The sequence below is a fragment of the Acidobacteriota bacterium genome, from assembly GCA_016716435.1.
GTDB lineage: Bacteria > Acidobacteriota > Blastocatellia > Pyrinomonadales > Pyrinomonadaceae > OLB17.
Window position 1 is genome coordinate 1,229,295 of the sequence record JADJWI010000003.1, and the last position, 26,145, is coordinate 1,255,439.

Consider the following 26,145-nt stretch of genomic DNA (forward strand, 5'->3'; position numbering starts at 1 on the left):
GATTAGCATTTCGGCAATGGAAAAACGACTACCGATTCAGCGTATCGGGTCGCGGAGGACGGCATCGGCGGCTTCGCGGGCGGTTCGGGCAGCGTCGGGATTGGCCTCGCGGAGTTCGGCGATCTGCATCAGGGCCTCGCCGGTGCGGGAAAGCAGGCGGAAAAGATCGCCTTCCTCGGCCTTTGTGCGGGCGACGAGTTCGTCCCAGGCCCGGCCGCGTGCCCAGAATTCAGCTGCTGCGGCCGCCGAATAATTGATGTCCTCGGTCGGCTCGATGCCGTATTCCCATTCGACGTTCCCGACGCGGTGCAGCACATCGAAAAAGGCATTTGCGGCGTCGAGAAGCTCGGTCGTCGGGTTCAGGTCGCCAAAGCTGCGGTCGGCGTCAGCGGCGATCGAAGCGACAAGTCCGGCACAAGCAGCCGGCGAGGTGCCATCGAAAACGCCGTCACGTATCGCCTCGCCGATCAGCAGCGGCCGGTCGATGCGAAGGTCGGCAAGCCAACGGCCGTCGTCCGTGACGCGTTCTTTCGAAAAGTCGATGAAATCGAAGCGGTCGAGCACATGGGCTCGATTTTCAAAGGGCGACCAGATGCGGCCGACGAGCCGCTCGATGTCTTTTCGGTTCTCTTCGAACTCCGCAGCTTCCTTGACCGAAAGCCAAAGGAACTCGGCCGTCGCTTCGTTTTTCGTAAAATCCTCGAGGCTCTTGGTGATGATCTCCGCGGAGTCGAGATTTCCGCGAGCGATGGACGGCTTTGGCTCTTCGAGCGGCGGATTCTTGCCCTCGAGCGTTTCAAGGAACGCTCTTTCGACGGCGTTCTCATTCAATCGGTAGATATTCTCAAAGACGCGGTTGATCCGTGCGAGCGAGAACGTCCGGCCTGAGCCGTCGTCCCGCATCGCTGAAACAAAATCGCCGAATGCGCTCGTGACAATAAAGTAACGCTTGCCCGAACGGCCCTGCGTCACGATGCGGCCGGGCAAAACGCTTTGCCGCAGCCATTCCATCCGAAGTTCCGCACGGGTTTCGGGAAGCCGATGCTGCAGCCGTTCCCGCGTGCTGACCAGCCGTTCAAAACCGCGGACGTCGTTAAAGTTTAAGCCAAGTTTCGCTGCCTTTTCTGTCAGCACTTCCTCGATCTCATCGTTCTTTTGCCGGAGCCGTTCGATGCGGTGGCCGGTCTTTTGGAACGCGAAACTCTTTTGGGCGATGTCGCGGATCGGCCCGAAGCCGCTGAAGGCGTCGAGCAGATTCAGCAGCGTCGTATAGGTCGCCTTGAATTTGCTCTCGAGCGCGTCGGGAGGCGACTTCAAGAGCTCGGCGATCTTTCGCGGGTTTTGGAATTGTCCCGGGGCGAGGACGACGAAGCCGACGTTGTCCTTTCCGCGTCTGCCTGCACGGCCGGTCATCTGCTGAAGTTCGTTTGCCGAGAACGGCCGCCAACCGTCATTTCCGCGGGTGTCGGCATTGCTGACGACGACCGTGCGGGCCGGAAAATCGACGCCGGCGGCGACGGTCGATGTCGCAAAGATCGCGTTGAGCAATCCGCCGGACATCATCTTTTCGACCAGAAGCTTCCATGCTGGGATATGCCCTGCGTGGTGCGAGGCGACGCCTTGTTGAACGAGGATCTTTGCGTGTTTGTGCTTGAGGACCTCCGGGTGCATCTCGGCAAAGGCCTCGAACAGGGCTTTCCGCTTCTCGTATTTTTCTGGGTCAGATCGCTGCGAGCGATCGGCGGCGACCTCCGAAGCGGATTCGTCGCATTTGCGGCGCGTCGGCAAAAAGACGATCGCGGGCAGCAGGTCGTATCCGCGGAGTGCGGAGATCAGCTTGTTGGGAAGGATATCAGCGGGCCGACCGTTCATTTTTGGGATTATCGCATAGTTGGCTCGCGTTTCAGCACCGCGGCCCGCGTTTGGAGCGACGGGCCTGCGGTTCGTATAGTTTAAGTAATGAAGAAATGGACGGTCCGCCTTGGTGGTGTTTTTCTCTTAGCATTGTTCGTTTTGATCGGGACGGCCTTTTGGAGCGATTCCGATGTAGCGGTGCTGACCGATCGTGTTTCGGTTCCGGGGCTTGAGACCGTTCGGGCTGGATGGCCCGGAACGCCAGTCGATCAACGCGGGCGGTTCATGAACGACGAGTTCGTCTTTCTGCCAAAGACGCGTGAGCTTCTGAAATGGCAATTGAGCTCGAACGAGTTTGAGGCCGAGCGCGAACGCGACACATTTCGCCCGGAGGTCCGCGATCCTTCGGCGTTTTTGGCTGGAGAAGAGGATGGCATTATTTGGCTCGGGCACGCTTCGTTCTACATTCGGCTTGAGGGCCGCGGTATCTTGGTCGATCCGATCTTCGGCTCGCCGCCGCTGGTCGAACGATGGGTCGATGTGCCATCGCCGCTCGAAAAGATCAGGCGGGTCGACTACGTACTTCTCTCGCACGACCATCGCGACCACACCGATGAAACGACGCTTCGGGCCATCGCTGAGAAGTTTCCGGAGGCGACGTTCATCGCCGGAATGGGCAGCGAGGAGATGCTTCGCGGGTGGATAAAGCCGACGAATAAGATCGCGGTCGCGGGCTGGTTCCAGCGGTTTGAGATCGGCGACGAGGCGGTCGAGGTTTATTTCGTGCCGGTGCGGCATTGGTCGCGCCGCGGGCTTTTTGATACCAACCGGCGGCTTTGGGGTGGCTACGTCGTCAAGAGCCGTTCGGCCTCGATCTATCACGGCGGCGATAGCGGCTACGGCCGGCACTATCGCGAAACGGGCGAGATCTTTCCCGGGATCGACTATTTTCTGATGCCGATCGGAGCCTACGAACCGCGATGGTTCATGGAGGCGAACCACACGAACCCAGCCGACGCGGTCAAGGCATTTGGCGATATCGGGGCAAAGTGGCTGGTGCCGATGCATTACGGCACCTTTGACCTCTCGGACGAATCGGCGGGGATGCCGCTTCGTCAATTGACCGCCGAAGCGGAAAAAGCGAGAATCACCGACAAGCTGAAGGTACTTGCAATTAACGAGTATATCGAGATCACAAAGCCGGAAACCGGTGAGGAGAACAAATAAAAATGGGCATTGATCGTCGTGAGTTTTTGGGAACCGCTATAACTGCCGGATTTGGAGCGGCAATTGCCGCGGGCGGCGCTCCGAGCGTATTTGCCGCTCGGCAAGGCTTTCGTCTGGAGGAGGCGACCGTTACGGGAATACAGGAAGCGATGCGTTCCGGGGAATTGACCTCGCGGCAGCTTGTGCAGGCGTATCTTCGCCGCGTTGCGACCGTTGATAAGCAGGTCAACTCGATGATCGAGCTTAACCCTGACGCTCTGCAGATCGCCGATCAAATGGACCGCGAGCGAAAAAGCGGCAAGGTCCGCGGGCCGCTCCACGGCGTACCGGTCGTGCTCAAGGACAACATCGACACTGCCGACAAGATGAAAACGACCGCCGGCAGTCTAGCGCTTCTCAATGCACCGACGCCGAAGAAAGATGCCTTCATTGCCGCGAGGCTACGCGAGGCCGGTGCGGTCATTCTTGGTAAAACGAACCTGAGCGAATGGGCCAATTTCCGCGATAACGACTCGATCAGCGGCTGGAGCGGCCGCGGCGGGCAGACGCGCAATCCCTACATTCTCGACCGCAATCCGTGCGGATCGTCGTCGGGTTCAGGGGCTGCCATTTCCGCGAATCTGGCGGCCATCGCTATCGGTACCGAGACGGATGGCTCGATCGTCTGCCCGGCGTCTATCTGCGGCATTGTCGGGCTTAAACCGACCATCGGACTTGTCTCAAGAAGCGGCATCATCCCGATCGCTCATTCGCAGGATACGGCCGGGCCGATGACCCGCAGCGTGGCCGATGCGGCGGCAGTGCTGACGGCGATCTGCGGTTTTGACGACGCGGATGAAGCAATGGCGGGCCGCGAGGAAATAGAGCCGATCGATTACACGAAGTTCCTCGATGCCGGTGCGCTAAAAGGCGCGCGGATCGGCGTTACCCGAAACTACTTCGGCCGGCGAAAGGACGTTGACGATATGCTCAATGCGTCGATCGACGTGATGAAAAAAGCCGGTGCCGTGATGGTGGATGTGACCTTCGATTCGCTTGGCAAGTTTGGAGCGGCGGAGTTCGAGGTTTTGCTTTATGAATTCAAGGCCGACCTTGAAAAATATCTTACCGAGCGAGGTGGCGATCACAAGACGCTCAAAGATCTGATGCAGTTCAATAAGGACAACGAGAAGCGCGAGATGCCTTATTTTGGCCAGAGCATCTTTGAATCCGCCGCGGCGAAGGGCCCGCTAAGCGACGAGGCATATATCGAAGCATTGGAAACGGCCAAACGTCTGACGCAGGCTGAGGGCATCGATCTTGTGATGGATCGCGATAAGCTCGACGCGATCATCGGCCCTTCGAACGCGCCGACGTGGATGATAGACACGGTAAATGGCGACTGCGGTTCGGGGTATATTTCGAGTTCGTCGCTGGCGGCGGTTGCGGGATATCCGAACATCACGGTTCCGGCAGCCTTTTCGAAGGAACTGCCGCTCGGGATCTCGTTTTTCGGGAAGGCGTTCACCGAGGCGAAGCTTATCGGCATCGCCTATGCTTTCGAACAGGCGTCAAAGGCCCGAAGGCAGCCGAAGCTTATGCCGACGTTCGCTTAAGACGTGCTGATCATTTGAGGGTTTTCGCGGCGATCGACCGAAGGCCTTCGAGCACCATGTCGTCCTCAAAGGCATCTACTGACGGAAGGTCCGCGGCAAGGACGCGGCTAAATCCGCCTGTGGCAACGACCTTTGGCCGATGGTCCGGATCTTCCGCCATCATCGCATTCGATACGCGAGCGATGAGCCCCTCGGCAAGAGCGACCGTGCCGTTATAAACACCTGAAAGAATAGCGTCGTAGGTAGTTTGGCCGATCAAGGTTTCGGGCCGGGCGATCGTCACTTTTGGCAGCAACGAGGTCTTTGAATGCAGGCCGTCGGCCATGATCCCGAGCCCCGGAGCGATGATGCCGCCAATGAACTCGAGCTTCGAATTCACAGCATCGACCACAGTCGCCGTGCCGAAGCTGCAGATGATGACGGGCGCATTGTATTTCTCGACCGCGGCGAATGCGGAAACCAAGCGGTCTGCGCCGACGTGCGAAGGCGGCGAGTATTTAATGACAAAGCCGAAGTCGGTCTTTTCATCGACAAAGACGGGAGTTACTTTGAAAAGCTCGCGGGTCGCCCGGGTCAGCGTCGCGTTTACCTCCGGGACGACGGACGCGGCGATGACGTGGTCCACTCGGACGAACTTTTGAGCTACAAAACGCAGGCGATCAAAGAAAAGCTCTTCGGGTTCATAGTCGCGCCAGGTGGCGACCGAAAAGCGGTCGAGGGTATTGCCCGGTTCGTAAATGCCGAACTTAATAGCTGAATTGCCGATATCGATTGCCAGAAGCATATGCGAAAAAAACGGAAAGCAGGAGTAGATCCCGATCTCCGTTTGGCGAAAGTAAAGTTGAAATTAGATCATCCCTGAAGCGGAAGGCCGTCGTAAACAAGCTGCCAGCCATTGACCCTGCTCGTCCTGAGGCTCTTTGAGAACCAGTGCAACGCGGCCTTTGGGTCGTCATAGATCTGGACGGCCGGCAAAGCCTCACGCGGATCGACGCGGCAGATCGCGGCTCCGACGGGAGCGCTCTTGATGCACAAAAGAGCGATCATATTCTCTTTCTGCATCACAGCCGTGCGAAGCGTCACATCGTCATTGACGAGCTCAAACTCATCGAACGCCTCAAGTGCTTCTTCAAACTCTTCGTCGAACTCTTCGTCAAACTCGAACTCGGGCTTTGCTTCAAACTCGTTACTCATAAGACCAAGCTACAACGTTACACCGTGCGGATGGAAAGTTCAAAGAGACGCCGGATCGGCACGAAGCTGCTCGACGTCGCCGGCCTGAATAATGACGATCTCGCCATCGTCCTTTCTTAGGCGCAAGGCGCCGCTCGGCTCGAGCCCGTCGGTCGTTCCGATCAGCGTTTGGTCGAAGGCTCGGACCGTGACCCGTTTTCCGGCGAAGTAGGTCGAACGATCTCGCCAGTCGCTGAGAATGGCCGCTGGGCCGCCGGCAGCCGTTAGCTTTTCATAAAGCCGCGAGATACTACCGGTCAGGATCGCCGTCAATTGCTCGGGCGTCGGGACTCGTTCCGGATCCTTGAGAACATCCTCGATCGATGTCGCCCGGTCGGCGAGATCGGGCGGAAAGTTTGAGCTGCGAATGTTTATCCCGATGCCGAGAACAACCGCGAGCCCTGCGTCCGTCATCGTCGTCTCGGCGAGGATGCCGGAGATCTTCTTTTCATCGATCAACACATCGTTGACCCATTTGATATCGGGCGAGAGGCCGAGTTCCGTAAGTGTTTCGTGAACGGCGACGCCCGCCATCAAGGTAATAAGCGGAAGCGATTCGGGCGGCAATGCGGGGCGAAGGATGATCGAAAAGGCAACCCCGGCGTCGCGTTCGGAGACCCACGTTCTGCCATGGCGGCCTCGGCCGGCGGTCTGCTGACGGGCGATGACGCAGGTGCCTTCATCCGCACCGCCGCGAGCCATTTCGAGGGCCTCGGTGTTGGTGGAATCGATGGAGTCGAATAAAAGGAGAGTAATGTTCATCAGACGATATAAGACCAGCGTTCGATATCTACGTTCCACTTTCCGAGCTCTTTCCGCATCAGAACATATCGACCATCTATTCCCATCCGAGTAACAAAAAACAATGCTTTCGATCCGTCTTCACTGTAGCCGATCTTCGACAAAAAGAATGGCAAAGTGGAATTTGGGAACGCGTCAGACACTGCCTTTTCACGCCGAAAGCCGGGTTCTAAGTCGTCGGTTAATGCTTTGAGTTGGTCCGAAGAGACGAGCTGATATCGAAAAGAGAGTTTGAAATCATTTGAGAGTTCGCTAGAACTCGACGCGGTTTCTGCTAAGGCTCGGATCAGCGAGTGATCTAGTTCTCCTGGATGAAATCGCTTCGGCACCTTTTCGATAAAGGCCTCCCCGGCATCGTCGGAGATTGTATTGCTACATATCAACAATACTGGGCTGAATTCGTTAAATTTTACCGACTGCTCCAAATATGCCGAATAGACTTCATAATCGTCCGGGATTGGGGCTTCAGAATGATCGACCGGATCTGAACAGCTTGAAAGAACAAAAGTAACCAGTAAGAGAAGCGCTACGATACCGGACTTTCTCATATCAAATGGGCCTCCAGAGCGAATCGATATAGAAATCCTCGTCATTCAAAAACTCAGCCTCGATCGCAAAGCCGCTTTCCGATGAGAACTCTTCGAGCATCGCGTGCGTGTATTTTTGCGAGATCTCCATAAAGATCGGCTCCCATTGTTCGAAGTCGAATGACCGGCCAAGAGCCTCGATGTGGACGGTCTGCTTTTCGCGGCTGATCAGGAACGAGCGGGCGGCGCATTCGACCGGGCGGTATTGGGCGTAATGCGAGAACTTCGCGGGGTCAAAATCACCGCCGAGCTCGCGATTGATGCGCGTCAATAGATTCAGGTTGAAAGCGGCCGTCACGCCCTGTGGGTCGTCGTAGGCAGCGACGATCACCCGCGGGTCTTTCTGCATATCAAAGCCGATGAAGAGCCGGTCGTTCGGGTTCATTACGCCGCGAAGACTGCGGAAAAAATTAACGGCTTTTTCGCGTAGGAAATTGCCGATGTTTGAGCCGAGGAACATCAGCACTTTTCGGCGTCCGTTACCGTTCTTTAGTGAATCGAGGACCTGGAAATAATCGCCGGTGTGCGGGCGGATCTCGAGGCTCGGGAATTTTTCGTGGAAGCGGGCCTCAAGCACCGCATTGGCCTCCTGCGAGATGTCGATCGGGCTATAGGTGAAGTCGAGGCCCTTCGCGAGAAAGTGCTCGATAAGCACCGCCGTTTTTGCACCGTCGCCGGCACCGAGCTCGATCAGGTCGATACCTTCAGCACCATCGGAAAATGCTTTGAGGATGTCATCGCTTTGGTCCTCGAAGATCTTGAGCTCGGCCCGAGTCGGGTAATACTCGGGGAGCTTCATAATCTCCATGAAAAGCCGCGAACCTTCGTCGTCGTAAAAGTAGCGCGACGAAAGCCGCTTCGGCGTTGCCGAAAGCCCGGCAAGCACGTCCTCGGCAAACTGCGAAAGCTCCGGTGTCGGTGATGGCTGCATACAAATTGATAATCCGTAGCGGTTGTGAAACTAGCGAGCAAGCCGGATTCCCGTGAACTGCCAGCGCAGATGCGGGTGGAAAAAGTTTCGGTAACTCGGCCGGCTGTGGCCTTCGGGCGTGGCTACAGAAGCACCGCGAAGGACCATCTGGTTGATCATGAATTTGCCGTTGTATTCGCCGACCGCTCCGCCCGGTTTTCTGAATCCGGGATAAGGCAAGTAAGCCGAATTGGTCCATTCCCAGCGTTTGCCCCAATCGAAATTGGCATTCGCGGCCTCCCATTCAAACTCGGTCGGGAGCCGCATTCCTTTCCACTCGGCAAACGCCGCCGCTTCATAAAATGAGACGTGGCAAAGCGGCGCCTCGGGCGGCAGTTTTCTGAGCCCGCCCAAGGTGAAGTAATGCCATTCGCCGTCGATGTTATTCCAATAGAGTGGGGCGTTGACCTGCTCGCGGTTCACCCAATCCAAGCCCTCGGCGTGCCAGAGTTCGTGCCGCCGGTATCCGCCGTCATTGATGAATTCGAGAAATTCGGCGTTCGTGACCAGCCGATCCGCGATCGAGAAATCGCGAAGAAGCACTTCGTGGCGGGCGAGTTCGTTGTCAAAGCAAAAGCCGTCGCCGTCGTAGCCGATCTCGAAGATGCCCCCTTTGATATCCACGAACTGGCCGCCCGCTAACGCAGGCGGTTCTGACAGTTCCTCGGTTGCGTAGCCTTCACGGTACGCGGGGAAGAGCGGGTTGACGCTGAACGTGTACTTCAGATCGGTCAGGAAAAGCTCCTGATGCTGTTGCTCGTGGTTGCAGCCGAGCACGACGAGCTCGCGAAGCTCGTCACTGTCATTTGCCGCAAGGAGTTCGAGCATTTTTTCGTCGACATACTTCCGGAACTCAAATACCCTTTTCACCGTCGGACGCGAGAGGTCGCCGCGGTTGTCGCGGGCGGTGCGTTCGCCGATGGTGTTGTAGTAGCTGTTGAAGAGAAAGCCGAAATCGGGGTCAAAGACCTCGTAACCCGACGCGAACTTTTTGAGGATCATCTCCTCAAAGAACCAGGTCGTGTGTGCGATGTTCCACTTTGGCGGCGAGACATCGACGGTCGGCTGCGGAATGTAGTCCTCGATCTCGAGCGGCGAGCAAAGCTCTTCGGTATGAGCACGGACGGACTTGTAAAGCTCGGGCAGGGCGTCAGCCTTCGCTGCGGGTTTCGGGACGGGACGCATTCCATTATTAAAACAAATGCGCCAGCGTATTCAAAGAATTAGTTTCTATCGGCAGCCCGGATCTTGAGCAATGCTTCGCGGGCCGTTTCAGCGAGATAAGGGTCGGCGGCGGCAATGCTGCGCTCGAGGGCAGGGATCGCTTCGGGGCGGCCGAAAGCGCCGAGGGCGAATGCGGCCTCGCGGCGGGTATCATTGGCCTCACGCGTATCGGAAAGAACTTTAACGAGCAGATCGACCGTTGGGCCGCTTTCGGAATTTATGCGGTTTGCCTTGAGTGCAAGCGGGTCGCCGGTTTCCTTGAATCTCTCAGGGAGAAAACTCTGCGGGGTGGTCACTCGCGTGCCGCCGGTGCGGATAAGTTCGGCGACCTGCCCGAGCGAACGCGCGGCCGCTCGGCGGAGCATTTCGTCGTCTTCTTTTGGCCGATTTTTGAGGATGGCTGAGAGCGGGCCGATCGCTTCGATGTCGCCGACCATCCCAAGTGCGATGGCGGCGGCCGTTCGGACTTCGCGGTCTCTGTCTCGTCGGAGCACTCCTGCAAGCCGCGGCGTAGCTGACCAATGTCCGACGGTTCCGAGTGCAAAGGCAGCCTCTTTTCTTACAAATGGCGAGCGGTCACCGAGCAACGGAAGGAGCACGTCAGCCGCTTCGCTCACCGGCAAAAATACGACCGACGAGGCAGCGGTTGCCCGGACGATGTCGTCGGGGTCTTTCAATGCGGGAACGGCAAGTGCCGAGGCCGCCGGGTCGCGGCGGTTCCTTATCTCAAACAGCGCGTTGCGTTTCTGTTCGGAAGTGCCGGTGGCTAGCGTCTGCCGAATGCGGTCGGGTTCAAATGGAGTCGAAAGCCCTTGCGAAAGAGCTGTAGAAGTTACGGAAGAAAGAATAGCGGTCAAAACCAAAAGCCGGCCGCAAAGAGCCGCACGGAGCCAATATTGTTCAATAACGCTCCGGGAAATGCTCATACCGCACGGCGGACGCCCTGCTGACGCACCCATTCGACGACCTGCCGTGCCCGCTTGTTCTCGTATGAATCGGACAAAGCGAAAATGACGTCCTCAAATGAATTGTTATCGCGGAGCGAACGCAAAGATCGGCCTGATGCAGGTTGGTAGATCGGCTGGGGTGAACGGGTGTGTTTTGAGACAACTTTGTCTTCGCTTTGCTTGACCATCTTTTTTTCCTCCGAGAGGGCAGACGGTCGAGCCTGAAGACGGCAATGTCAGGTGGTGACCGGCTGCGCTTTGTTGGATATCATCATTAAACGCTTAGTCGAAAACCGCATTTGAACGGTGCAAATAGAATAACATGACAAGTATTTTCGCGGCAACCGGAATTTGAGGCTTCCCAATTGCGGTTCGAGCCGGTTAAAAGTGGATAGCATTAGTGTTTTCCGTTAAACTGATTGTTTACCATTTCGATAAGCTCTCGCGGCGTTGTGCGTCTTCGAGGCAAGGATCGTGGCCATATGGACGAAAAGTATTTTCCGAAAAAGATCGAGGCAAAGTGGCAGGCTCATTGGGCTGAGAACAAGTCGTTTCAGGTGCAGGTCGATGACGATCTGCCCAAGTTTTACCAGCTCGAAATGCTTCCGTATCCATCCGGAAACCTTCATATGGGGCACGTTCGGAATTATTCCGTTGGCGATGCCGTCGCCTGGTACAAGCGGCTGAAAGGCTTTAATGTCTTGCACCCGATCGGCTGGGATTCTTTCGGACAGCCGGCCGAGGATGCCGCGGTTAAGCGAAAAGTGAACCCGCGCGACTGGACCGAAGAGAATATCAAGGCGATGCGCGGTCAGCTTCAACGCCTGGGCCTGAGCTACGATTGGTCCCGAGAGATCGCCGCCCATCGGCCCGAATATTACAAGTTTGACCAGTGGTTCTTCCTCAAAATGTATGACAAGGGCCTGGCGTATAAGAAGCTGACGCAGGTCAATTGGTGCGAGACTGATCAGGCCACGCTTTCCAACGAACAGGCTAGCGGCGGGCTCTGCTGGCGGTGCGGAAATCCGGTAACGAAACGCGATCTTGAGCAATGGTTCTTCAAGACGACGGCCTATGCCGATGAACTGCTTGACGGGCTCGAGAGCATCGGCGGCGGATGGCCGGCGAATGTGCTCAAGCGTCAGCGGGACTGGATCGGGCGATCTGAAGGCGCATACATCGATTTTGCGGTGCGTGTGCCCGGAAAGACGGGAAGCCTTAAGCCGGAGGACCGCCGGACGATCAAGGTCTTTACGACGCGGATCGACACGATCTACGGAGCTACGGCGATCGTGCTCGCTCCGGAACATCCGATCGTTCAGGAATTTGCGGGCGAGTTTTCGGCTGAGGTCCACGCAAAGATCGCCGAGATCCTCGCCGAAAAGGCAAAGCCGGCCGATCATGAGGCCGAGGTCGAAAAGGACGGGATCGAGATCGGCTTGAACGCCGTTAATCCTTTCAACAGTGAGCTGGTGCCGATATGGGTCGGAAATTACGTGATGATGGAATACGGCACCGGTGCCGTTATGAGCGTTCCGGCCCACGACGAACGTGATTTCGAGTTCGCAACGAAATTCGGCCTGCCGATCCGCCAGGTGATCTCAGAACCGCACATGGCCCATGAGCATCACACGATGCACGCGCTTGCTCTTGAGCAGCCTTTCACCTCTTCCGGAGTGCTTGTCCATTCGGACTATTGGAACGGCAAAGCGAGCGAGGCCGCGATCGAGGAAATGACGCATCACGCCCAGCTTCACGGCTTTGGCGAGCCCGCGACGACCTACAAGCTGCGCGATTGGGGCATTTCGCGTCAGCGTTTCTGGGGCTCGCCGATCCCGATCGTATATTGCGATGCATGCGGAACGGTGCCGGTGCATTTTGATGATCTGCCGGTCGAGCTTCCCGAGAATGCTCCGATCACCGGAACGGGCGAGTCACCGCTTTCGAAAGTGACGGAGTTCGTCGAAACTGCCTGCCCGAAGTGCGAAGGGCCCGCCCGGCGGGAAACGGATACGATGGATACGTTCGTCGATTCCTCTTGGTATTACTTCCGCTACACGGATCCGGAAAACGAGGTGCTTCCTTTCTCGCCGGACATTGCCGGCTACTGGACTCCGGTCGATCAATACATAGGCGGGGACGACCATGCGGTGATGCACCTGATCTACACGCGTTTTTGGACAAAGGTGATGCGAGACATCGACCTTTTGTCGCTCGACGAACCGGTAACACGTCTGCTGACGCAAGGGATGGTCGTTGGTGAGACGTTCTTTGACGACGAGACCGGGAAGCGGATCTATTTTCCGCCCGATCAAGTGGAAGTCGAACGAGACGCGAAGGGGAAGATCGTTAGTGCATACAAGCGGAGCGCGGACACTCCTGTCCGCATGAGCGTCGCTTCGACGCGAAAGGGCGCGGATGACGCTGAGGCTACGGACGGAAGCGGCAGTCTCGCCGGAGGAACCGGCGATGCGGACAAGAGTGTCCGCACTCCTCTCAAGTTCGCGATCGAGCGGATGTCGAAGTCGAAGGGCAATGGCGTTGATCCCGATGAGATGGTCGAGATCTATGGGGCCGATGCGGCGCGACTTTTTGTGCTCTTTGCCGCTCCGGTCGAGAACGAACTTGTTTGGAACGAGGCAGGTATCGAGGGAGCCGTCAGGTTTCTGCAGCGTATCTGGCGGTTTGTCTATAAATGGAAAGACTCGTTCGGCAACGGTGCTCCTGCGGCCGAACAGGGCGAAGCTGCACGCAAACTAAGGCGAAAGACGCACCAAACCATTCGGCGGATCGACCTGAGCCTCGACACGTTGCAGTTCAACACGCCGGTCGCGGCGCTGATGGAGCTCTGTAATGCGCTTTACGAATCAGGCATTGAACCCGAAACTGCAACGGCCGATGAAATATCCGCCGTGCAAGAGGGGGTGACGAGCCTCGTTCTGATGTTGACGCCGTTCGCACCGCACGCGGCTGAAGAGCTTTATGCGGTTCTGATCGGGAACGACAAAGGATTGCTGGCAAATGGGGCGAGGTTTCCCGAGTTTAGCGAGGAAATGGCCGCAGATGACAAGATCGAGGTTGTCATACAGGTGAACGGAAAGCTTCGTTCAAAGATCACGGCAAGTCCGGGGCAGGGAATCGAGGAACTGGAAACGGCGGCACTGGCGGATGCGAAAGCTCAGGAATTCATTGCCGGGAAAGAGGTCGTAAAGGTAGTTGTTGTGCCCGATAAGCTTGTTAATATCGTGGTCAAGGGATAATAGGCGGGAGAGGCGAGCGTCTTGACGAAACTCAGCAGGACGTGACCCTTTTCCTTGCTTGTATCCGTTAAACAAATTAGAATCAAGACGTTTGCACCCGAAGGCTCTTCACCGAGCGAGGATCAAGTAACGTGTCGTCCGCAGGAATGTAGTATCGAAACTGCCGGCGGCCACCCGTAATGAAAGAGTGCCAACTCTGTAAAAATTGCTACGGCGACGACGTCGCGACATGCCCGAAAGATGGTATGCCGACGATGCATACCATTCAGGGCGAACCGGTCCTCGAGGGTAAGTATCATCTCGAATCGCGTCTTGGGCAGGGCGGAATGGGCGTCGTTTACAAAGCGCGCCATGCTTACCTGAAGACTCAGCTTGCGATCAAGATCATCCTTCCCGACCTCGTTGGCAACGACCCGCAGCTCGTCACCCGTTTTAGACAAGAAGCTCTCGCGGCAGCGGCCATCCGTCACCAGAATGTTGTTGCGGTTACGGACTATGGCGTAATTGGCGGTTCGATCCCGTTTCTTGTGATGGAATATGTGGAGGGCGAGGCTCTCCATGATCTATTGACCAGAGAAAAGGTATTGTCGCCCGAGCGGGCACTCGAGATAATGTCCGCCATTTGTGCGGGCGTCGGTGCAGCTCACCACCAGGGAATCGTTCACCGCGACCTCAAGCCGCTCAATATCATGATCTGCAGCGACAAGCCGAATCTTTCGGACGCTGTTAAGATCCTCGACTTCGGTTTGGCAAAGATCAAATCGGGCGAGCTGCTCGGTTCCTTCATTCAAGCACAAACCACAGGCCTGATGGGCTCACCATACTACATGGCTCCGGAGCAATGGGCCGACGACGAGCCGGACTCGCGGTCGGACATTTATAGCCTCGGGGTGATGCTATTTCAGATGCTGGCAGGTGATGTGCCGTTCAAGGGCTCATCGATCCCGGCGATAATGAAGAAGCACATCAGCGACGCCGCACCGACCTTTGCATCGGTCGGGGTTACGGTCTCTCCGGAGGTCGAACGCGTTGTGCTGCACACGCTTGCAAAGGACAAAGACAAGCGAACCGCCTCGGTCGAACAGATGATCGCGGAACTGCGCGAGGCTGTTTATCCGGCCGGAATAGGGATACATACAACAGGCTCCGCTTTTCCGGTCTCATCGATAAACGTTCGGACCGTTCCGCCGCAGTCGAGGGTTTGGGTAGATAATCGCCCGGTCGGTGAATCTCGCGAGGATGGCTGGATCACTCTCAACGGAGTTCAAGCCGGCAGCCACCGCGTCAAGGTCAGCAAGGACGGTTTTGAGGACTGGGTCGGCGACGTGCTGGTTGACGGGACGCCGAAGCAGATCACCGCAGAGCTTTGTCCCGGGACTGGGCCGAACATGCCGGCCCCGACGGTCGCCTACAGCGGAGTCGGCCAAGACACCCCGCAAAGAATGGCTTCGACGCAGATCTCGCGGACGGACATGGCGAAGACATCCGTCCAGGCTTGGGACACCGGGTCGCAGAATGTTCAGGTTGATTCTGGCAAGCAAAAGCGGGGCATTTTTTCGCCGTGGGTTCTGGGTGCGGCCGGCCTTGTGCTTATGATAGCCCTCGGCGGTGCCGGCCTTGGCGGTGCATATATGATGGGGCTTTTCTCATCCAAACCTGCCGACCCGGGAAATGGAGCGAATGGAACGAACCAAACGACGCCAACGCCAACCGTTTCACCAACGGGGCCGCCGGTCATTCGGACCGAGATGGTTGAGATACCCGCGGGGACGTTCAAGATGGGACGCAGCGATGGCCGCGAGAACGAAAGGCCCGAACACGATCAGCAGGTCGCCAAATTCTTCATGGATAAGACCGAGGTGACGAACGCGGAATATTTACTCTTTGTCGAAGAAACAAAACGCCAAGAGATTCCCGGACACTGGGTAAATGGGCGACCGCTTGCCGGACAGGAAAAACTGCCGGTACGACTGGTCTCATACGACGATGCAATCGCTTTCGCCGAATGGAGATCGAAACGAGATGGTACTAAATACCGACTGCCGACCGAGATCGAATGGGAATATGCCGCGAGAAACGGAGCGGCGAATGATCTTTACCCGTGGGGTGATAAATTCCAATCGAGATGTGCCGTTATCGATCAGCCAAGCAACGACCCCAAGGCTGTCGGAACCGCTTCTTGCCCTAACGAATGGGGTGTAATGGACCTGATCGGCAACGTCTTTGAATGGACCTCCTCGGAAGTTTCGGTTTATCCGGGCAGTACGCTTGCGGTAGCTCCGGTGGATGAACCGCACTACATGATCCGCGGCGGCGGAGCGTTTTATAAATCAACCGGAGCTGACCGTATCACTTCCACTTTCAGGCAGGAGGTCGCCAAATCCACTAAGAGCCCCGGGCTCGGCTTCCGCCTCGTCCGCGAGTGAAAGGCTACGTGCTGTTTAGATCAGCACCTTATCGGCAACAAAGCTTCCAGATCCTCCCAATAATCTGATGTGCGACCTAGTCCCTGCACCATGCGCCGAAACCTGAACTTCGTGTAAAATCCGATTAGCCGTTCGAACTAGCTCTTGTGTACATCTGCCGCTAATGACTATCACGCTTTCGGAAGAAATTGGAGGACAACGAGGCCCCGAAAGGTCCTTCACGAAGGATGTCGTGCTCGCCGGCCGCGATGCAGATGAGTGCGATATCGCCTTTGACGCAAAGCGGTTTCCGATGGTTTCTCGAAAACACGGCGCTTTTCACTGGATGAACGGCGCGTGGTACATCGAGGACCTAGGGTCGAGTTACGGGATCTTCCTGAACGGCGAACGCATTTCATATCCTCGCGAGCTTGCCCCCGGAAGTGTAGTTCAGTTCGGCACTAACGGACCGAAGATACGTGTCGTCTCTTTCAAAGAAGCACGAACGGCCGAGCCGAAACCTGTTCTCGCTCCTCCGCCACCAGAGCCCGCACCGGGGATACCGCCGCCGCCGCCGGCGTGGGATTCTGCACCGAAGGTCCAGGTGCCGGTTCCACCTGCGGTCGCCCAGCCGACCTCGCAAGCGGGCCTTGCGCTTGAGTTTGTTTCCGATAGGTCGCGTGAGCCTTTTCAGATCAGGTCCGCGTCCGTTTGGGTCGGCCGCGATCCCGGTTGCGATATCATCTTCGACGCGTCGTCAGCGACCGTTTCACGGCGGCATGCGGAGATCCGCTTAGAGAATGGGCAACTACTGCTTGCGGATAACAACAGCTTCAACGGCACTCTGGTCAACGGCCAGCGCATAAGTGCGATTCGGCCGTTGGCGTCGGGCGATGAGATCCAGTTCGGGAGCGGCGGGCCGATCCTTCGCTTGCAAGGCGGGAAAAGTGTTGCACCGCCGAAGCCACCGTCGTCGCCGCAGTTTCGGGCCGATGACGCAGGCCAACGGACGATGGTGCTAAAACTCGACCCCACGGGCGGGTTGAAAGGAGCTGATCCGGCAGCGGCACAATTGATTTCTTCAAAAACGATCCCGGAGGGCGGGTCGATAACGGTCGGTCGGGCCGAGGGCTGCGAGGTGCGGCTCGATGGGCTGCAGATCTCGAATCGCCACGCGCGATTCAGCCGAAGCGGGCAGGGTATTTTGGTCGAGGACCTCGGTTCGACAAACGGCACTTTCATCAACGGCAATCGGGTGACGAAACAGCCGGTCGGGGTCGGCGATTTTGTTCAGATAGGCTCCTTCTCGCTTCGCGTTGATGCGGCCGGGACGCTCGGCGTTTTTGATGCCCGGACAAAGACCCGGATCGACGTCGTCGCCGTTTCGCACGACATCAAGGGCAGGTTCGGCGGCACAAAGGCACGGCTTCTCGATGGCATCTCGCTTTCGATCCAGCCGAACGAATTCGTCGGCTTGCTCGGGCCTTCGGGTGCGGGAAAGAGCACCTTGATGGAGGCGATGTGCGGCGTTCGCCCGGCGACGGAAGGCAGCGTTCTATTCAACAACCTCGACCTTCGCCGTCACTTCCATTCGCTCAAGCAATCGATCGGCTACGTGCCGCAGGACGACATAATTCATCGCGAGATCACGGTTTACCGGACGCTCTTCTACATCGCAAAATTGAGGCTTTCAAAGGACGCTTCTGCCGCCGAAATAAAAAAGACGATCGACGAAGTGCTCGACGTGACCGGGCTGACGGACCGACGGGACCTGCCGGTGAACAAGCTTTCGGGAGGGCAGCGAAAGCGGGTCTCGATCGCCGTCGAACTGCTGACCCGGCCCTCGGCGATCTTTCTAGACGAGCCGACCTCGGGGCTTGATCCGGCGACAGAATTTCGCATAATGCAGCTTTTCCGGCAGATCGCCGAATCGGGCCGGACGGTCGTTATGACGACGCATGCGATGGAGAACGTCGCGATGTTCGACAAGATCGCAGTGCTGATGCTCGGGAAGCTCGTTTATTTTGGCCCGCCGGCCGATGCGCTCAAGCACTTTGGAGCTGCGACCTTCCGTGAGCTGTATGACAAGCTCGAAGAGCCGGTCGAACGTGAGGCGGCCGATCGGTCCTCGGCGGACCGCTCGGCGATCGCGGGCGGAGTCGCGGAAACCTGGCGTCGGAAATTTGCCGAGACGCCGATCCATCGCGAATTCATCGAGGAACCGCTGAAACAAATTGGGGCGGTCGAATCCTCGCGGCCGGGAAAGGGCCCGAGGCTCGGCATTCTTGGCTCCATTCGCCAATTCCTGACGCTCTCGCGGCGATACATTGAGGTGCTTGCCAAGGATAAGCTCAACCTCGCGGTCATCTTTCTTCAGGCCCCGATCATCGCCTTGATGACGTTTCTCGTCTTGGGCTCGGAGCAGCCGCGTGACTTTGTGTACTTCATCCTGGCGATCGTCTCGATCTGGTTCGGGACGGCGGTCGCCGCCCGCGAGATCATTCGCGAACGCCCGGTCTATCGCCGCGAGCGGATGTTCAATCTCGGAATTCTCCCGTATTTGGCATCAAAACTCTTTGTGCTTGGTTTGATCGTCTCGGTTCAGTGCGTCCTGCTTTTCGGGCCGCTGAAATTCTTTGACCTCGTCGGGCTGATGCCGATGCCCGGCGAGTTGTTTGGTATTCCGCAGCTCTGGGCGACGATACTGACAGGCTTGATCGGCGTTGCTCTCGGGCTTTTCATCTCGACCGTCGTCCGGACAGGCGAGATGGCGACGAGCCTTGTGCCGCTGATACTAGTTCCGCAGATACTCTTTTCGGGAATAGTCGGCGTTCCCACGGGCATAAGTAAAGTAGTGGGCCTGACGATGCCGTCGTCATGGTCGTTCGATACCATCAAGCGATTTTCGACGCTCGATACGCTTGAGGAAGAAGGTGCCGACCCTCGCGGGCCGACGAAGGGCCAAGGGCTTTATAAGTTCATTGAAACCGAGAACGATAAGCTGATCGAAAAAGCTGAAAGGGACATCGAGAATTACAAGCGGCTCGGGCCCGACGGAGTTGCTCCCGGCGATCCGGATCCGCTCGGCGAGAGGCTGAAGGTGCCGGAGATAAAGAGGGTGCCGTCCGACCTGAGTGGTTACGTTACATTCCTTCATCCCTGGATGAGCGATGTTTTGAACCAATTGGTTCTGATGTTAATGTTTTGGATATTGGTATTTTCATCGCTGATCGCACTTAGATTAAAGGATTCGAAATGATAAAAAGAGAAATTTTGAAGGGGTTCGCATTTTTTACGCTCGCTGTTCTTGCGGCGGGATCGCTCGCTGCCTGCGGCACATCGGGCTCAGCGGACACGGCCGCAAACGGCGATAATAAACCGAACATGACCTGGCCGGACGGTGCAAAATCGGAATACCCGATGCTTGCCTCGTCGCTGGCAAAGGCTCCGATGGAGGCCGATGGCGGCTCCAGTTTCACCGTTGAAGACCGCAAGGGCAAGGTTCTCCTGCTTAACCTTTGGGCCATCTGGTGCGTTCCGTGCAAAGTGGAGATGCCGGAGTTGGTCAAACTTCAGGACCAGTATCGTGATCAGGGCCTTCAGGTGATCGGCCTAAACGTCGGTAACGACGATATGCAGCCCGAGGACTTTGGCAGGATGAAGGAGTTTGCCGGAACGATGAGCCTCAATTACGAACTGGTGCGGATAAGCAATGAGACGACCGACGAATATGCTCGGGTAGCGAAGTTTGCGGGTGTTCCGCTTAGCGTGGTGGTTGACCGCGAGGGAAGGATGCGGGGCGTCTTTAAGGGAGCGAGCCCGACCGAGATCAAAAAAATGAAGGAGACGGTGGCGACTCTCGTCAGCGAGTAGCGTCTTTTTGCTTGGCCGTTATCTTCGGCTCGACGAGAAGTGTTTTGAAGCTCGCTAGCCGGACGAGGCCGGGGGCTGCACCTTTCGGTTTATTGACGAATTTCTTTTGCGTGTAGTGAACGGCCGCCTTCGGGTGGCCTTTTGCTTGGCTGTAGAACGCGGCGAGCTCTGCCGCTTCGACCAGCGTCCGCTGCGGGATCTCGTTCTTGCCCGCCGCCCGGATCACCACATGCGAACCCGGATAATCGGCGGCGTGGAGCCAGGTATCAAGCGAGCGGGCGATGCGGAATGTAAGATGGTCGTTATCCTTTGATCGTTTACCGACGAGTATCTCAAAGCCATCGGATGACACGAACTCACGGGCGTATGTGCGGGCGTCTTCAGCCTTGATTTGCTTCTTCGAGCCCTTTTGAGGGCGAGCCTTGTTCGGCGTCTTTCCTCGTAAAAATTCTTCGTCGCGATTCTCGATGGCCGCTTCGATCTCCGCAAGCTCCGCCCGGAGCGACTCGAGTTCAGCCTCGGTTGCGTTGAGCCGCTTCTCTATTTCGCCGCGGGCGTTCCTCGCTTTTGTGTATCGTTTGAAGTATTTCTCGGCCGTCTCGGCAGGCGTTTTCAGGTCGAAATGCGGGATCTCGATCGTTGGAGCGGTCTCATCGAAATAGTCTGTGACGGCGAAGCCGCTCTCTAGCCTTGCGGCGGTCGCAGAATTTGCGAGCAGAAGATCGCCATATTTCTTCCACGTCTCGGCGTCGCCGTGTTGGTCGAGGTCGGCGCGGAGATTCTTTACCAGCTTCGTCCGGCGGCCGATCTCATTCTTTACACGGCGAAGGGTTGTCTCTGCCAGCGTTCGAAACCTTTCTTCCGCTTCGAGCTCGGTATAGTGAAGATCAAGCCATTTTGAGACCGAGCCGTCGATCATGGAAATTTCGCCATCCGATGCGGCCGCGGCCGAGATGCGTTCCGGCGGGCTATAGGCCTCGCCCGGCCTTCTTCCTTCGGTCCTGTCCTCGCGTAGCGACATTGTGATCGTGTCCGTATCGTCGAGAAGAAAGATGTTTGCTGAGCGGCCCGTGAGCTGAAAGATCAGTGACCATTGTTTCGCGTCGGCAATGTCATCGCTTTGCTCGAGGTCGAACCGAACTATCCTTTCTCCGGCGAGCTGCTCGATCCGAATGATCTTTGGATTTGAGAGATGCTTGCGAAGATACTGTGCAAAGGAACCGGTAGCCGCAGCGGAACGCTCAAGCTCTCGACGCTGCCGCTCGATCAGATAAAGTCGCGGCCGGGTCGATCCGCCATCCGCAAAGAGAAACAGGCCATCGGCCCGACCAAGCTCGAATGCGAGCGCATGGTCGCCGAGCTGAAAAACACGGCGAAGTCTTGAGCCGAGTGCGGCTGCCTTCAGCTCGTCGCAAACGGCAGAGATGTAGCGGAGATCCACTGTGGAAGTTTAGAACGGCAGGACCGAAGACCAAAGCCGTTAGGTCTGCTTTACAAGGAGTGTTCCCGAGATGATGTCGTGGACGGCCCGCTTTTCTTCATCGAAAATGATCGTCACAAAACCGAGCCCGAAAAGTGCGAGCGAGAGCACATAGACGGCCGAGTGAACGGCGGCCTGATGAGCGTTCGGGTAAGCGTTCTGCTCGGCGTCGATAAGCTCGAGCGAGAACATCCACATCCCGAGGGTCTTGCCGCGGAAGGCAAGCGATGCGGTCAAATAGAGGAAAAGGAACGCAGCGAGCACGGCCGCAAAGCCGATGCCGAGCGAGAGCGTATAGGCTGCGTTCTGTCCGAATATCAGCGGCGAAAGGATCACGAGCGTTCCAAAACCGCTCGCGAGCACGTCGAAAAGTCCGGCGGCAAACCGCATCCCAAATGGCGGAATATCGTCGAAGATCTCCGGCTCCTCATTGGTCTCGAAGGCCCTGCTCATCTCCAGCTCGTCCGGCGATAGTTCGGCTGACGATTCAGGGATGAAGGTAGTGTGTGCAGCAGCGGCAGCAACGGCGAGTGCCGGAGCGGCCGGAAGTGATTCAAAGCTCGACGAAAGCTCGGCCGGCTGCGGGATCGGCGGAAGCTTGTTCGTGTCGTACTTCTTTTTCTCGATCCGCAGCGACGAAACGAGTCGCGGCTTTGCAGGTGCGGCGGCCGGAACAGATGCCGGCTCGGCTTCGCGTTTGGCCGGGGTTGCAGTTGCCTTTCCCGGCACGAGATCGAACGGATACGTTTTTTGCACCGGTGGCGGAGCCGGAAACGGTCGAGCCGCGATCGGCTTTCGGGCAACGGCGGCCGCCCCGGCCGCACCGGGCATGTATGTTTGCCGCGAGGTCTCGATACGCTGAAGAGCTTTCGCAAGCATCGGGTTGGCCGGTGAAGCGGCATGAGCGGTCTCGACTGCCGGTCTCTGCTCAAGCGTCGCCGGCGGCGGAAGCTTTGCAAGCTGAACCTCAGCCGGACGCTCGGCTTCGGACGTATCAACGCCATTACGCTTGCGTACGGCATTCTGCACCTGAAGCCGCCACTCGGGCAGGCTCGCAGCCTTTGGCTGAAACTCCACAAGCGTTTTGCTGGTCGGTCGCGGTGCAAGGAAATTGGTTTTGGATCTCGCCGGGGCTGGAGCTTGAGCGGGAGACGTTTCTATCGGTTGTTTGGTCGCCGGGGCGTTTCCATTGTCGCTAATGCTCGCCGGAGAGTCCGTTGTTTTTTTCTCGAGCGGGCCCGAGCCACGGCCGATCTTCGGGGCGAGTTCCTCGCGGACTGAGTCGTTGACCATCGCTCCGCAGGTAAAGCAAATGGAGAGTGTCGGTGCAAGTTCACGTCGGCAAACGGGGCACTTCATAAGGCGACCTAATGTGTTTCGGCTAGAAAGTTGCGCGGAACCGCAAAAAAATTAAGTGGATGTTATCAGATAACACTTTAAGTCGTCAATACTAAACTGCTCAAATAACACGACTTTTCGGGTTTTCCACAGTTTACGGTGGAAAACCCTCGACTATTGCGCCCGTAACACGAATTTAACGAGTTCAAAGCGTTTGCCGACCGGCAAAACCGTCCTCGATCTCATGCCACCATTCGATCTCGTCGGGTTCACCAAGCTGCCAGCAGAGAAGCACGATCCGCCCTTCGCGAACGGACGGAAAATCGATCAGTCCGCGGGAGTAATCCTTGACCTGTACACCTACTTCTGTGATCTCTGTCGTTAGTTTGCCGATCTCGTAGAGCGATTTGACGTAGTTCGAGCCGCCGACCATTCCGCCGCCGCTCTCCGAGGCAGCCGCGGCCGCCCTCGCAAGTTCCTTGTACTGATCAAGGCCGCTGTGAAGCTCGCGGATCATCTGAAGCTTCATCCTGATCCGCGGCAGCATTTCATTGGCCTCGTCAATGGTGAAAAGCCTCATCGCTCGTCATTGATCCGGACGAATTCCGGAACCTCGTAACGGATATCGGGTGCGGTGCTTTCGTCGAGTTCGCTCCCCGAACTCGTTCGCGAACGACCATGCGGACGCGAAACGTGTGCCGGAGCCTCGACCGGGCCGCGATAGCTGACGTCGAAATCTTCGGCCGAGGAGCCATCCTTGCGGATCAGGTCAGCGATCTCGCCGAGATCAATAAAGAAATCCGCGACGTCGATCAGCCTTGGGGCCGTATTCGAGCGGAACCCCGCGACCTCGACACGGCAGCCTTTATAGGCGACCGCATTGACTGCATAAACGAAGTCCTCATCACCCGAGACGAGCACGGCGGTATCGTACCTTCCGGCAAGGCTCAGCATATCAACGGCGATCTCGACATCGAGATTCGCCTTGCGGGTGCCGTCGTAAAAGGTCTTTAGCTCCTTTTGGATAACGCGAAAGCCGTTTCGTCGCATCCAGAGCAGAAAGCCTTGCTGGCGTTCGGCCCCGGCGTCAACTCCGGTATAAAAGAACGCGCGAAGAAGCCGTCCATCGCCGAGCAGGACCCGTAAAAGCTTGTTGTAATCAATATCTATCGTGTGAAACCGCGCCGCGTGAAAAAGATTGTTGCCGTCAATAAAAACGGCTACTCTTCCGCGATGGCCAAATTTCCACGAGGAGTTTCCTGGCGTATCAAACTGCATGTTAGCCTCCCCCGGGCTGATCAAATTAGGCGGGTTCCAGAGGGGAAAGCGAGGTGATCAAGAAGCTAACGAATTGATATAAACAACTGCTCAAATACAGGTTTCTTAAAGATGTTTAACGGTAAAGCGAGGCAAATAGGCCTCAAATCAAGCAATAAACACTAATCTGATCTTCTGGATCAACTCTTTCTTTCTGCGAACCGACCTTTCAACAGTTTGCTACTCTAAGGGTGCTTCGTCAAGCAAACGCGGTTCCAAACATGCTAAAATACTGCTCGGTCAGTCACTTCCAATGCAAGATCCTGGTCAAACTGGAGACATTTTCACCACGCCATCCGGCTTTTCGCCGGACGAAATGCTCGTTTGCGAGAAATGCGGTAAACGGAATCCTCCGACGCGGCAAAGTTGTTTATATTGCGCTTCGGTACTTGGACATCCTGCCGCCGCAGAAGGGCTGGCAAGACTTGACCTGACACCGCCGGAGCCACATGAGAATGGGATCAGCGTTATTCTGATGCCGGGAGAAACGGGCGATATTAGCTCGGCGGCAGCGGTCTTGGGCCGTGACGCGGACGAACTGAAACGTGTCGCCGAGTGCGGCATCCCGATGCCGATCGCAAGGCTACGGACGGAGGAACTTGCCGCGGCTGTGGCGGTACATCTTGCTAGGTTCGGTTTTCGGTCTAAGTTGGTGGCGGACGACGAACTGGCTTTGCGGACGCCTCCGCAGCGCATTCGGGCACTGGAGTTTTTAGACGAGGGGCTGCGACTTTACGATTTCAACACAACCTCTACTCACGAGGCAGGCCTTGAAGACATCCGCCTCGTCGTCACCGGCCGGCACGATATTTCGATGGCGACGACCAGCGAAGTGCAAAAACGCCGCAAGAACGCGAGCGAAAAGCCCGAAGAACTCAAAGAACAGCGGCACGAAAAAATGATAGATATTTACGTGAGCGGCAATGATCGCGGCTTTCGTATCCGGACGAGCGGTTTTGATTTCTCATGTCTGGGCGAAGCTAAGGCGATGCTCGCGAGCGAGAATATTGATCTGCTTGCCGAACGGCTGGCATCGCTACGGACAGGCATTATTTTCGACAAGCAATACAACCATCTGCGGCATCTGCTCGACGCCGTTTGGGAGCCCGAGTTTCGCAGAGAAGCGCAGGGGCTTGTTCGGAGCGGGCTTGGCCGGCTGAGCCGACAGGCAACGGACGTAATAGACAATTTGAACCAGTTCACAAAATACTCCCGAATGCGGAACCATTTGCTATGAAAAAGTATCGTCCGGAGCCCGAAAGGGAACGAAGGCCGGCCCGCCCGGACAACGAAGGTCCGATCGTTTACGGTGTGTTGCCGGTGATGGAACTTCTTCGCTCCGGAAAGCGGCAGGTCGTCTCGATCAAAATTACCGAGGGCGGGCGGGAATCGCGGCTTGCCGAGCTTGCCGGGCTAGCACGAGAACGGCGTATCCCGATCGAGAACGTTCCTCGGCGAGCGATGGACTCGATAGTTCCGAAGGGAGCGAACCACCAGGGCGTGGTCGCATTCGTCGAGGAGGTTCGTTATTTTTCGCTTGACGATGTGCTTGAAGCGGCTGCGAAGCCGGAATTGCTGGTCCTGCTTGACGGGGTCGAGGACCCGCGGAATCTCGGTGCGGTCATCAGAACCGCCGAATGTGCGGGAGCGGACGGCGTCGTGATTCCCGAGCGGCGGGCGGCGGGAATGACGGATACGGTGGCGAAAGCAGCGGCCGGTGCGACCGAATTTATGAAACTCGCGAAGGTCGGTAACCTCAATCGGGCGATCGAGGAACTCAAGGAGCGAGAGATCTGGGTGGTCGGCACTTCGGGCGATGCGGAGAAGGATTACACCGAATGGGACTGGACGCAGCCGACGGCGCTCGTGCTCGGAGCGGAGGGCAGCGGGCTGCACCGGCTGGTCGCGGAGAACTGCGACCTTTTGGTCAAGATACCAATGTATGGAAAGATAGAGAGTTTGAACGTTTCGGTCGCGGCTGGCGTAGTACTTTTCGAGGCCCGCCGCCAACGCGAACTGGCCCGGTAACTGTAG

At 57.1% G+C, this 26,145-nt stretch carries 21 protein-coding genes; 8 read left to right on the top strand and 13 right to left on the bottom strand.

The features are described 5' to 3' along the window. Positions 1–36: 36 nt before the first annotated feature. Positions 37–1,872: a hypothetical protein gene (locus tag IPM21_09075; GenBank protein ID MBK9164052.1), complete on the bottom strand. Its 1,836-nt coding sequence runs from the start codon at positions 1,870–1,872 to the stop codon at positions 37–39. 87 nt (positions 1,873–1,959) lie between these two features. On the opposite strand from IPM21_09075, the gene IPM21_09080 reads away from it, so the two are divergent. Further along, the gene (locus IPM21_09080) at positions 1,960–3,081 is read left to right on the top strand and encodes an MBL fold metallo-hydrolase (GenBank protein ID MBK9164053.1); all 1,122 of its coding nucleotides are present in this window, start codon (positions 1,960–1,962) and stop codon (positions 3,079–3,081) included. 2 nt (positions 3,082–3,083) lie between these two features. Continuing rightward, entirely contained in the window at positions 3,084–4,676 is a 1,593-nt protein-coding gene (locus IPM21_09085; GenBank protein ID MBK9164054.1) for an amidase, read from the top strand. A gap of 10 nt (positions 4,677–4,686) precedes the next feature. On the opposite strand, the gene IPM21_09090 is transcribed toward IPM21_09085, so the two are convergent. From IPM21_09090 to IPM21_09125, 8 genes are all read right to left on the bottom strand, one after another. Then, the gene (locus IPM21_09090) at positions 4,687–5,460 is read right to left on the bottom strand and encodes a type III pantothenate kinase (protein ID MBK9164055.1); all 774 of its coding nucleotides are present in this window, start codon (positions 5,458–5,460) and stop codon (positions 4,687–4,689) included. Positions 5,461–5,528: 68 nt separating this feature from the next. After that, a complete protein-coding gene (locus IPM21_09095) occupies positions 5,529–5,870 on the bottom strand; it encodes a hypothetical protein (protein MBK9164056.1) in 342 nt (113 codons plus the stop codon). Between the two features lie 39 nt (positions 5,871–5,909). Next, complete coding sequence (locus IPM21_09100) at positions 5,910–6,671, bottom strand: biotin--[acetyl-CoA-carboxylase] ligase (protein MBK9164057.1); 762 nt, start codon at positions 6,669–6,671, stop codon at positions 5,910–5,912. After that, on the bottom strand, positions 6,671–7,258 hold the full coding sequence (locus IPM21_09105; protein ID MBK9164058.1) for a hypothetical protein: 588 nt from the start codon (positions 7,256–7,258) through the stop codon (positions 6,671–6,673). The genes IPM21_09100 and IPM21_09105 overlap by 1 nt, the downstream gene beginning before the upstream one ends. Position 7,259: 1 nt before the next feature. Then, positions 7,260–8,228 (bottom strand): L-histidine N(alpha)-methyltransferase, encoded by a 969-nt coding sequence (gene egtD / locus IPM21_09110; protein MBK9164059.1) that lies wholly within the window; start codon positions 8,226–8,228, stop codon positions 7,260–7,262. 30 nt (positions 8,229–8,258) lie between these two features. Beyond that, positions 8,259–9,452, bottom strand: coding sequence for an ergothioneine biosynthesis protein EgtB (locus IPM21_09115; GenBank protein MBK9164060.1), 1,194 nt, complete (start codon positions 9,450–9,452; stop codon positions 8,259–8,261). Positions 9,453–9,490: 38 nt separating this feature from the next. Next, positions 9,491–10,417 (bottom strand): HEAT repeat domain-containing protein, encoded by a 927-nt coding sequence (locus IPM21_09120; GenBank protein MBK9164061.1) that lies wholly within the window; start codon positions 10,415–10,417, stop codon positions 9,491–9,493. After that, entirely contained in the window at positions 10,414–10,626 is a 213-nt protein-coding gene (locus IPM21_09125; protein MBK9164062.1) for a hypothetical protein, read from the bottom strand. Before IPM21_09125 ends, IPM21_09120 begins: the two co-directional genes overlap by 4 nt. 294 nt (positions 10,627–10,920) lie before the next feature. Here IPM21_09125 and IPM21_09130 point away from each other — a divergent pair, with 294 nt between their 5' ends. The 4 genes from IPM21_09130 (at position 10,921) to IPM21_09145 (ending at position 19,976) form a co-directional block, all read left to right on the top strand. Further along, positions 10,921–13,698, top strand: a complete 2,778-nt coding sequence (locus tag IPM21_09130; GenBank protein ID MBK9164063.1) for a leucine--tRNA ligase — start codon at positions 10,921–10,923, stop codon at positions 13,696–13,698. Between the two features lie 179 nt (positions 13,699–13,877). Beyond that, on the top strand, positions 13,878–16,124 hold the full coding sequence (locus IPM21_09135; GenBank protein ID MBK9164064.1) for an SUMF1/EgtB/PvdO family nonheme iron enzyme: 2,247 nt from the start codon (positions 13,878–13,880) through the stop codon (positions 16,122–16,124). 163 nt (positions 16,125–16,287) lie between these two features. Next, entirely contained in the window at positions 16,288–19,362 is a 3,075-nt protein-coding gene (locus tag IPM21_09140) for an FHA domain-containing protein (GenBank protein MBK9164065.1), read from the top strand. Next, positions 19,359–19,976, top strand: coding sequence for a TlpA family protein disulfide reductase (locus tag IPM21_09145; protein ID MBK9164066.1), 618 nt, complete (start codon positions 19,359–19,361; stop codon positions 19,974–19,976). Before IPM21_09140 ends, IPM21_09145 begins: the two co-directional genes overlap by 4 nt. On the opposite strand, the gene IPM21_09150 is transcribed toward IPM21_09145, so the two are convergent. From IPM21_09150 to IPM21_09165, 4 genes are all read right to left on the bottom strand, one after another. Beyond that, positions 19,966–21,417: an NFACT family protein gene (locus tag IPM21_09150; protein ID MBK9164067.1), complete on the bottom strand. Its 1,452-nt coding sequence runs from the start codon at positions 21,415–21,417 to the stop codon at positions 19,966–19,968. The genes IPM21_09145 and IPM21_09150 overlap by 11 nt on opposite strands. A gap of 39 nt (positions 21,418–21,456) precedes the next feature. Then, positions 21,457–22,749, bottom strand: a complete 1,293-nt coding sequence (locus IPM21_09155; GenBank protein ID MBK9164068.1) for an RDD family protein — start codon at positions 22,747–22,749, stop codon at positions 21,457–21,459. A gap of 250 nt (positions 22,750–22,999) precedes the next feature. After that, positions 23,000–23,374 (bottom strand): DUF2203 domain-containing protein, encoded by a 375-nt coding sequence (locus tag IPM21_09160; GenBank protein ID MBK9164069.1) that lies wholly within the window; start codon positions 23,372–23,374, stop codon positions 23,000–23,002. Then, positions 23,371–24,072: an NYN domain-containing protein gene (locus IPM21_09165; protein MBK9164070.1), complete on the bottom strand. Its 702-nt coding sequence runs from the start codon at positions 24,070–24,072 to the stop codon at positions 23,371–23,373. Before IPM21_09165 ends, IPM21_09160 begins: the two co-directional genes overlap by 4 nt. Positions 24,073–24,586: 514 nt before the next feature. On the opposite strand from IPM21_09165, the gene IPM21_09170 reads away from it, so the two are divergent. After that, positions 24,587–25,348 (top strand): hypothetical protein, encoded by a 762-nt coding sequence (locus tag IPM21_09170; protein ID MBK9164071.1) that lies wholly within the window; start codon positions 24,587–24,589, stop codon positions 25,346–25,348. After that, complete coding sequence (gene rlmB / locus IPM21_09175; GenBank protein MBK9164072.1) at positions 25,345–26,139, top strand: 23S rRNA (guanosine(2251)-2'-O)-methyltransferase RlmB; 795 nt, start codon at positions 25,345–25,347, stop codon at positions 26,137–26,139. Before IPM21_09170 ends, rlmB begins: the two co-directional genes overlap by 4 nt. Positions 26,140–26,145 lie beyond the last annotated feature (6 nt).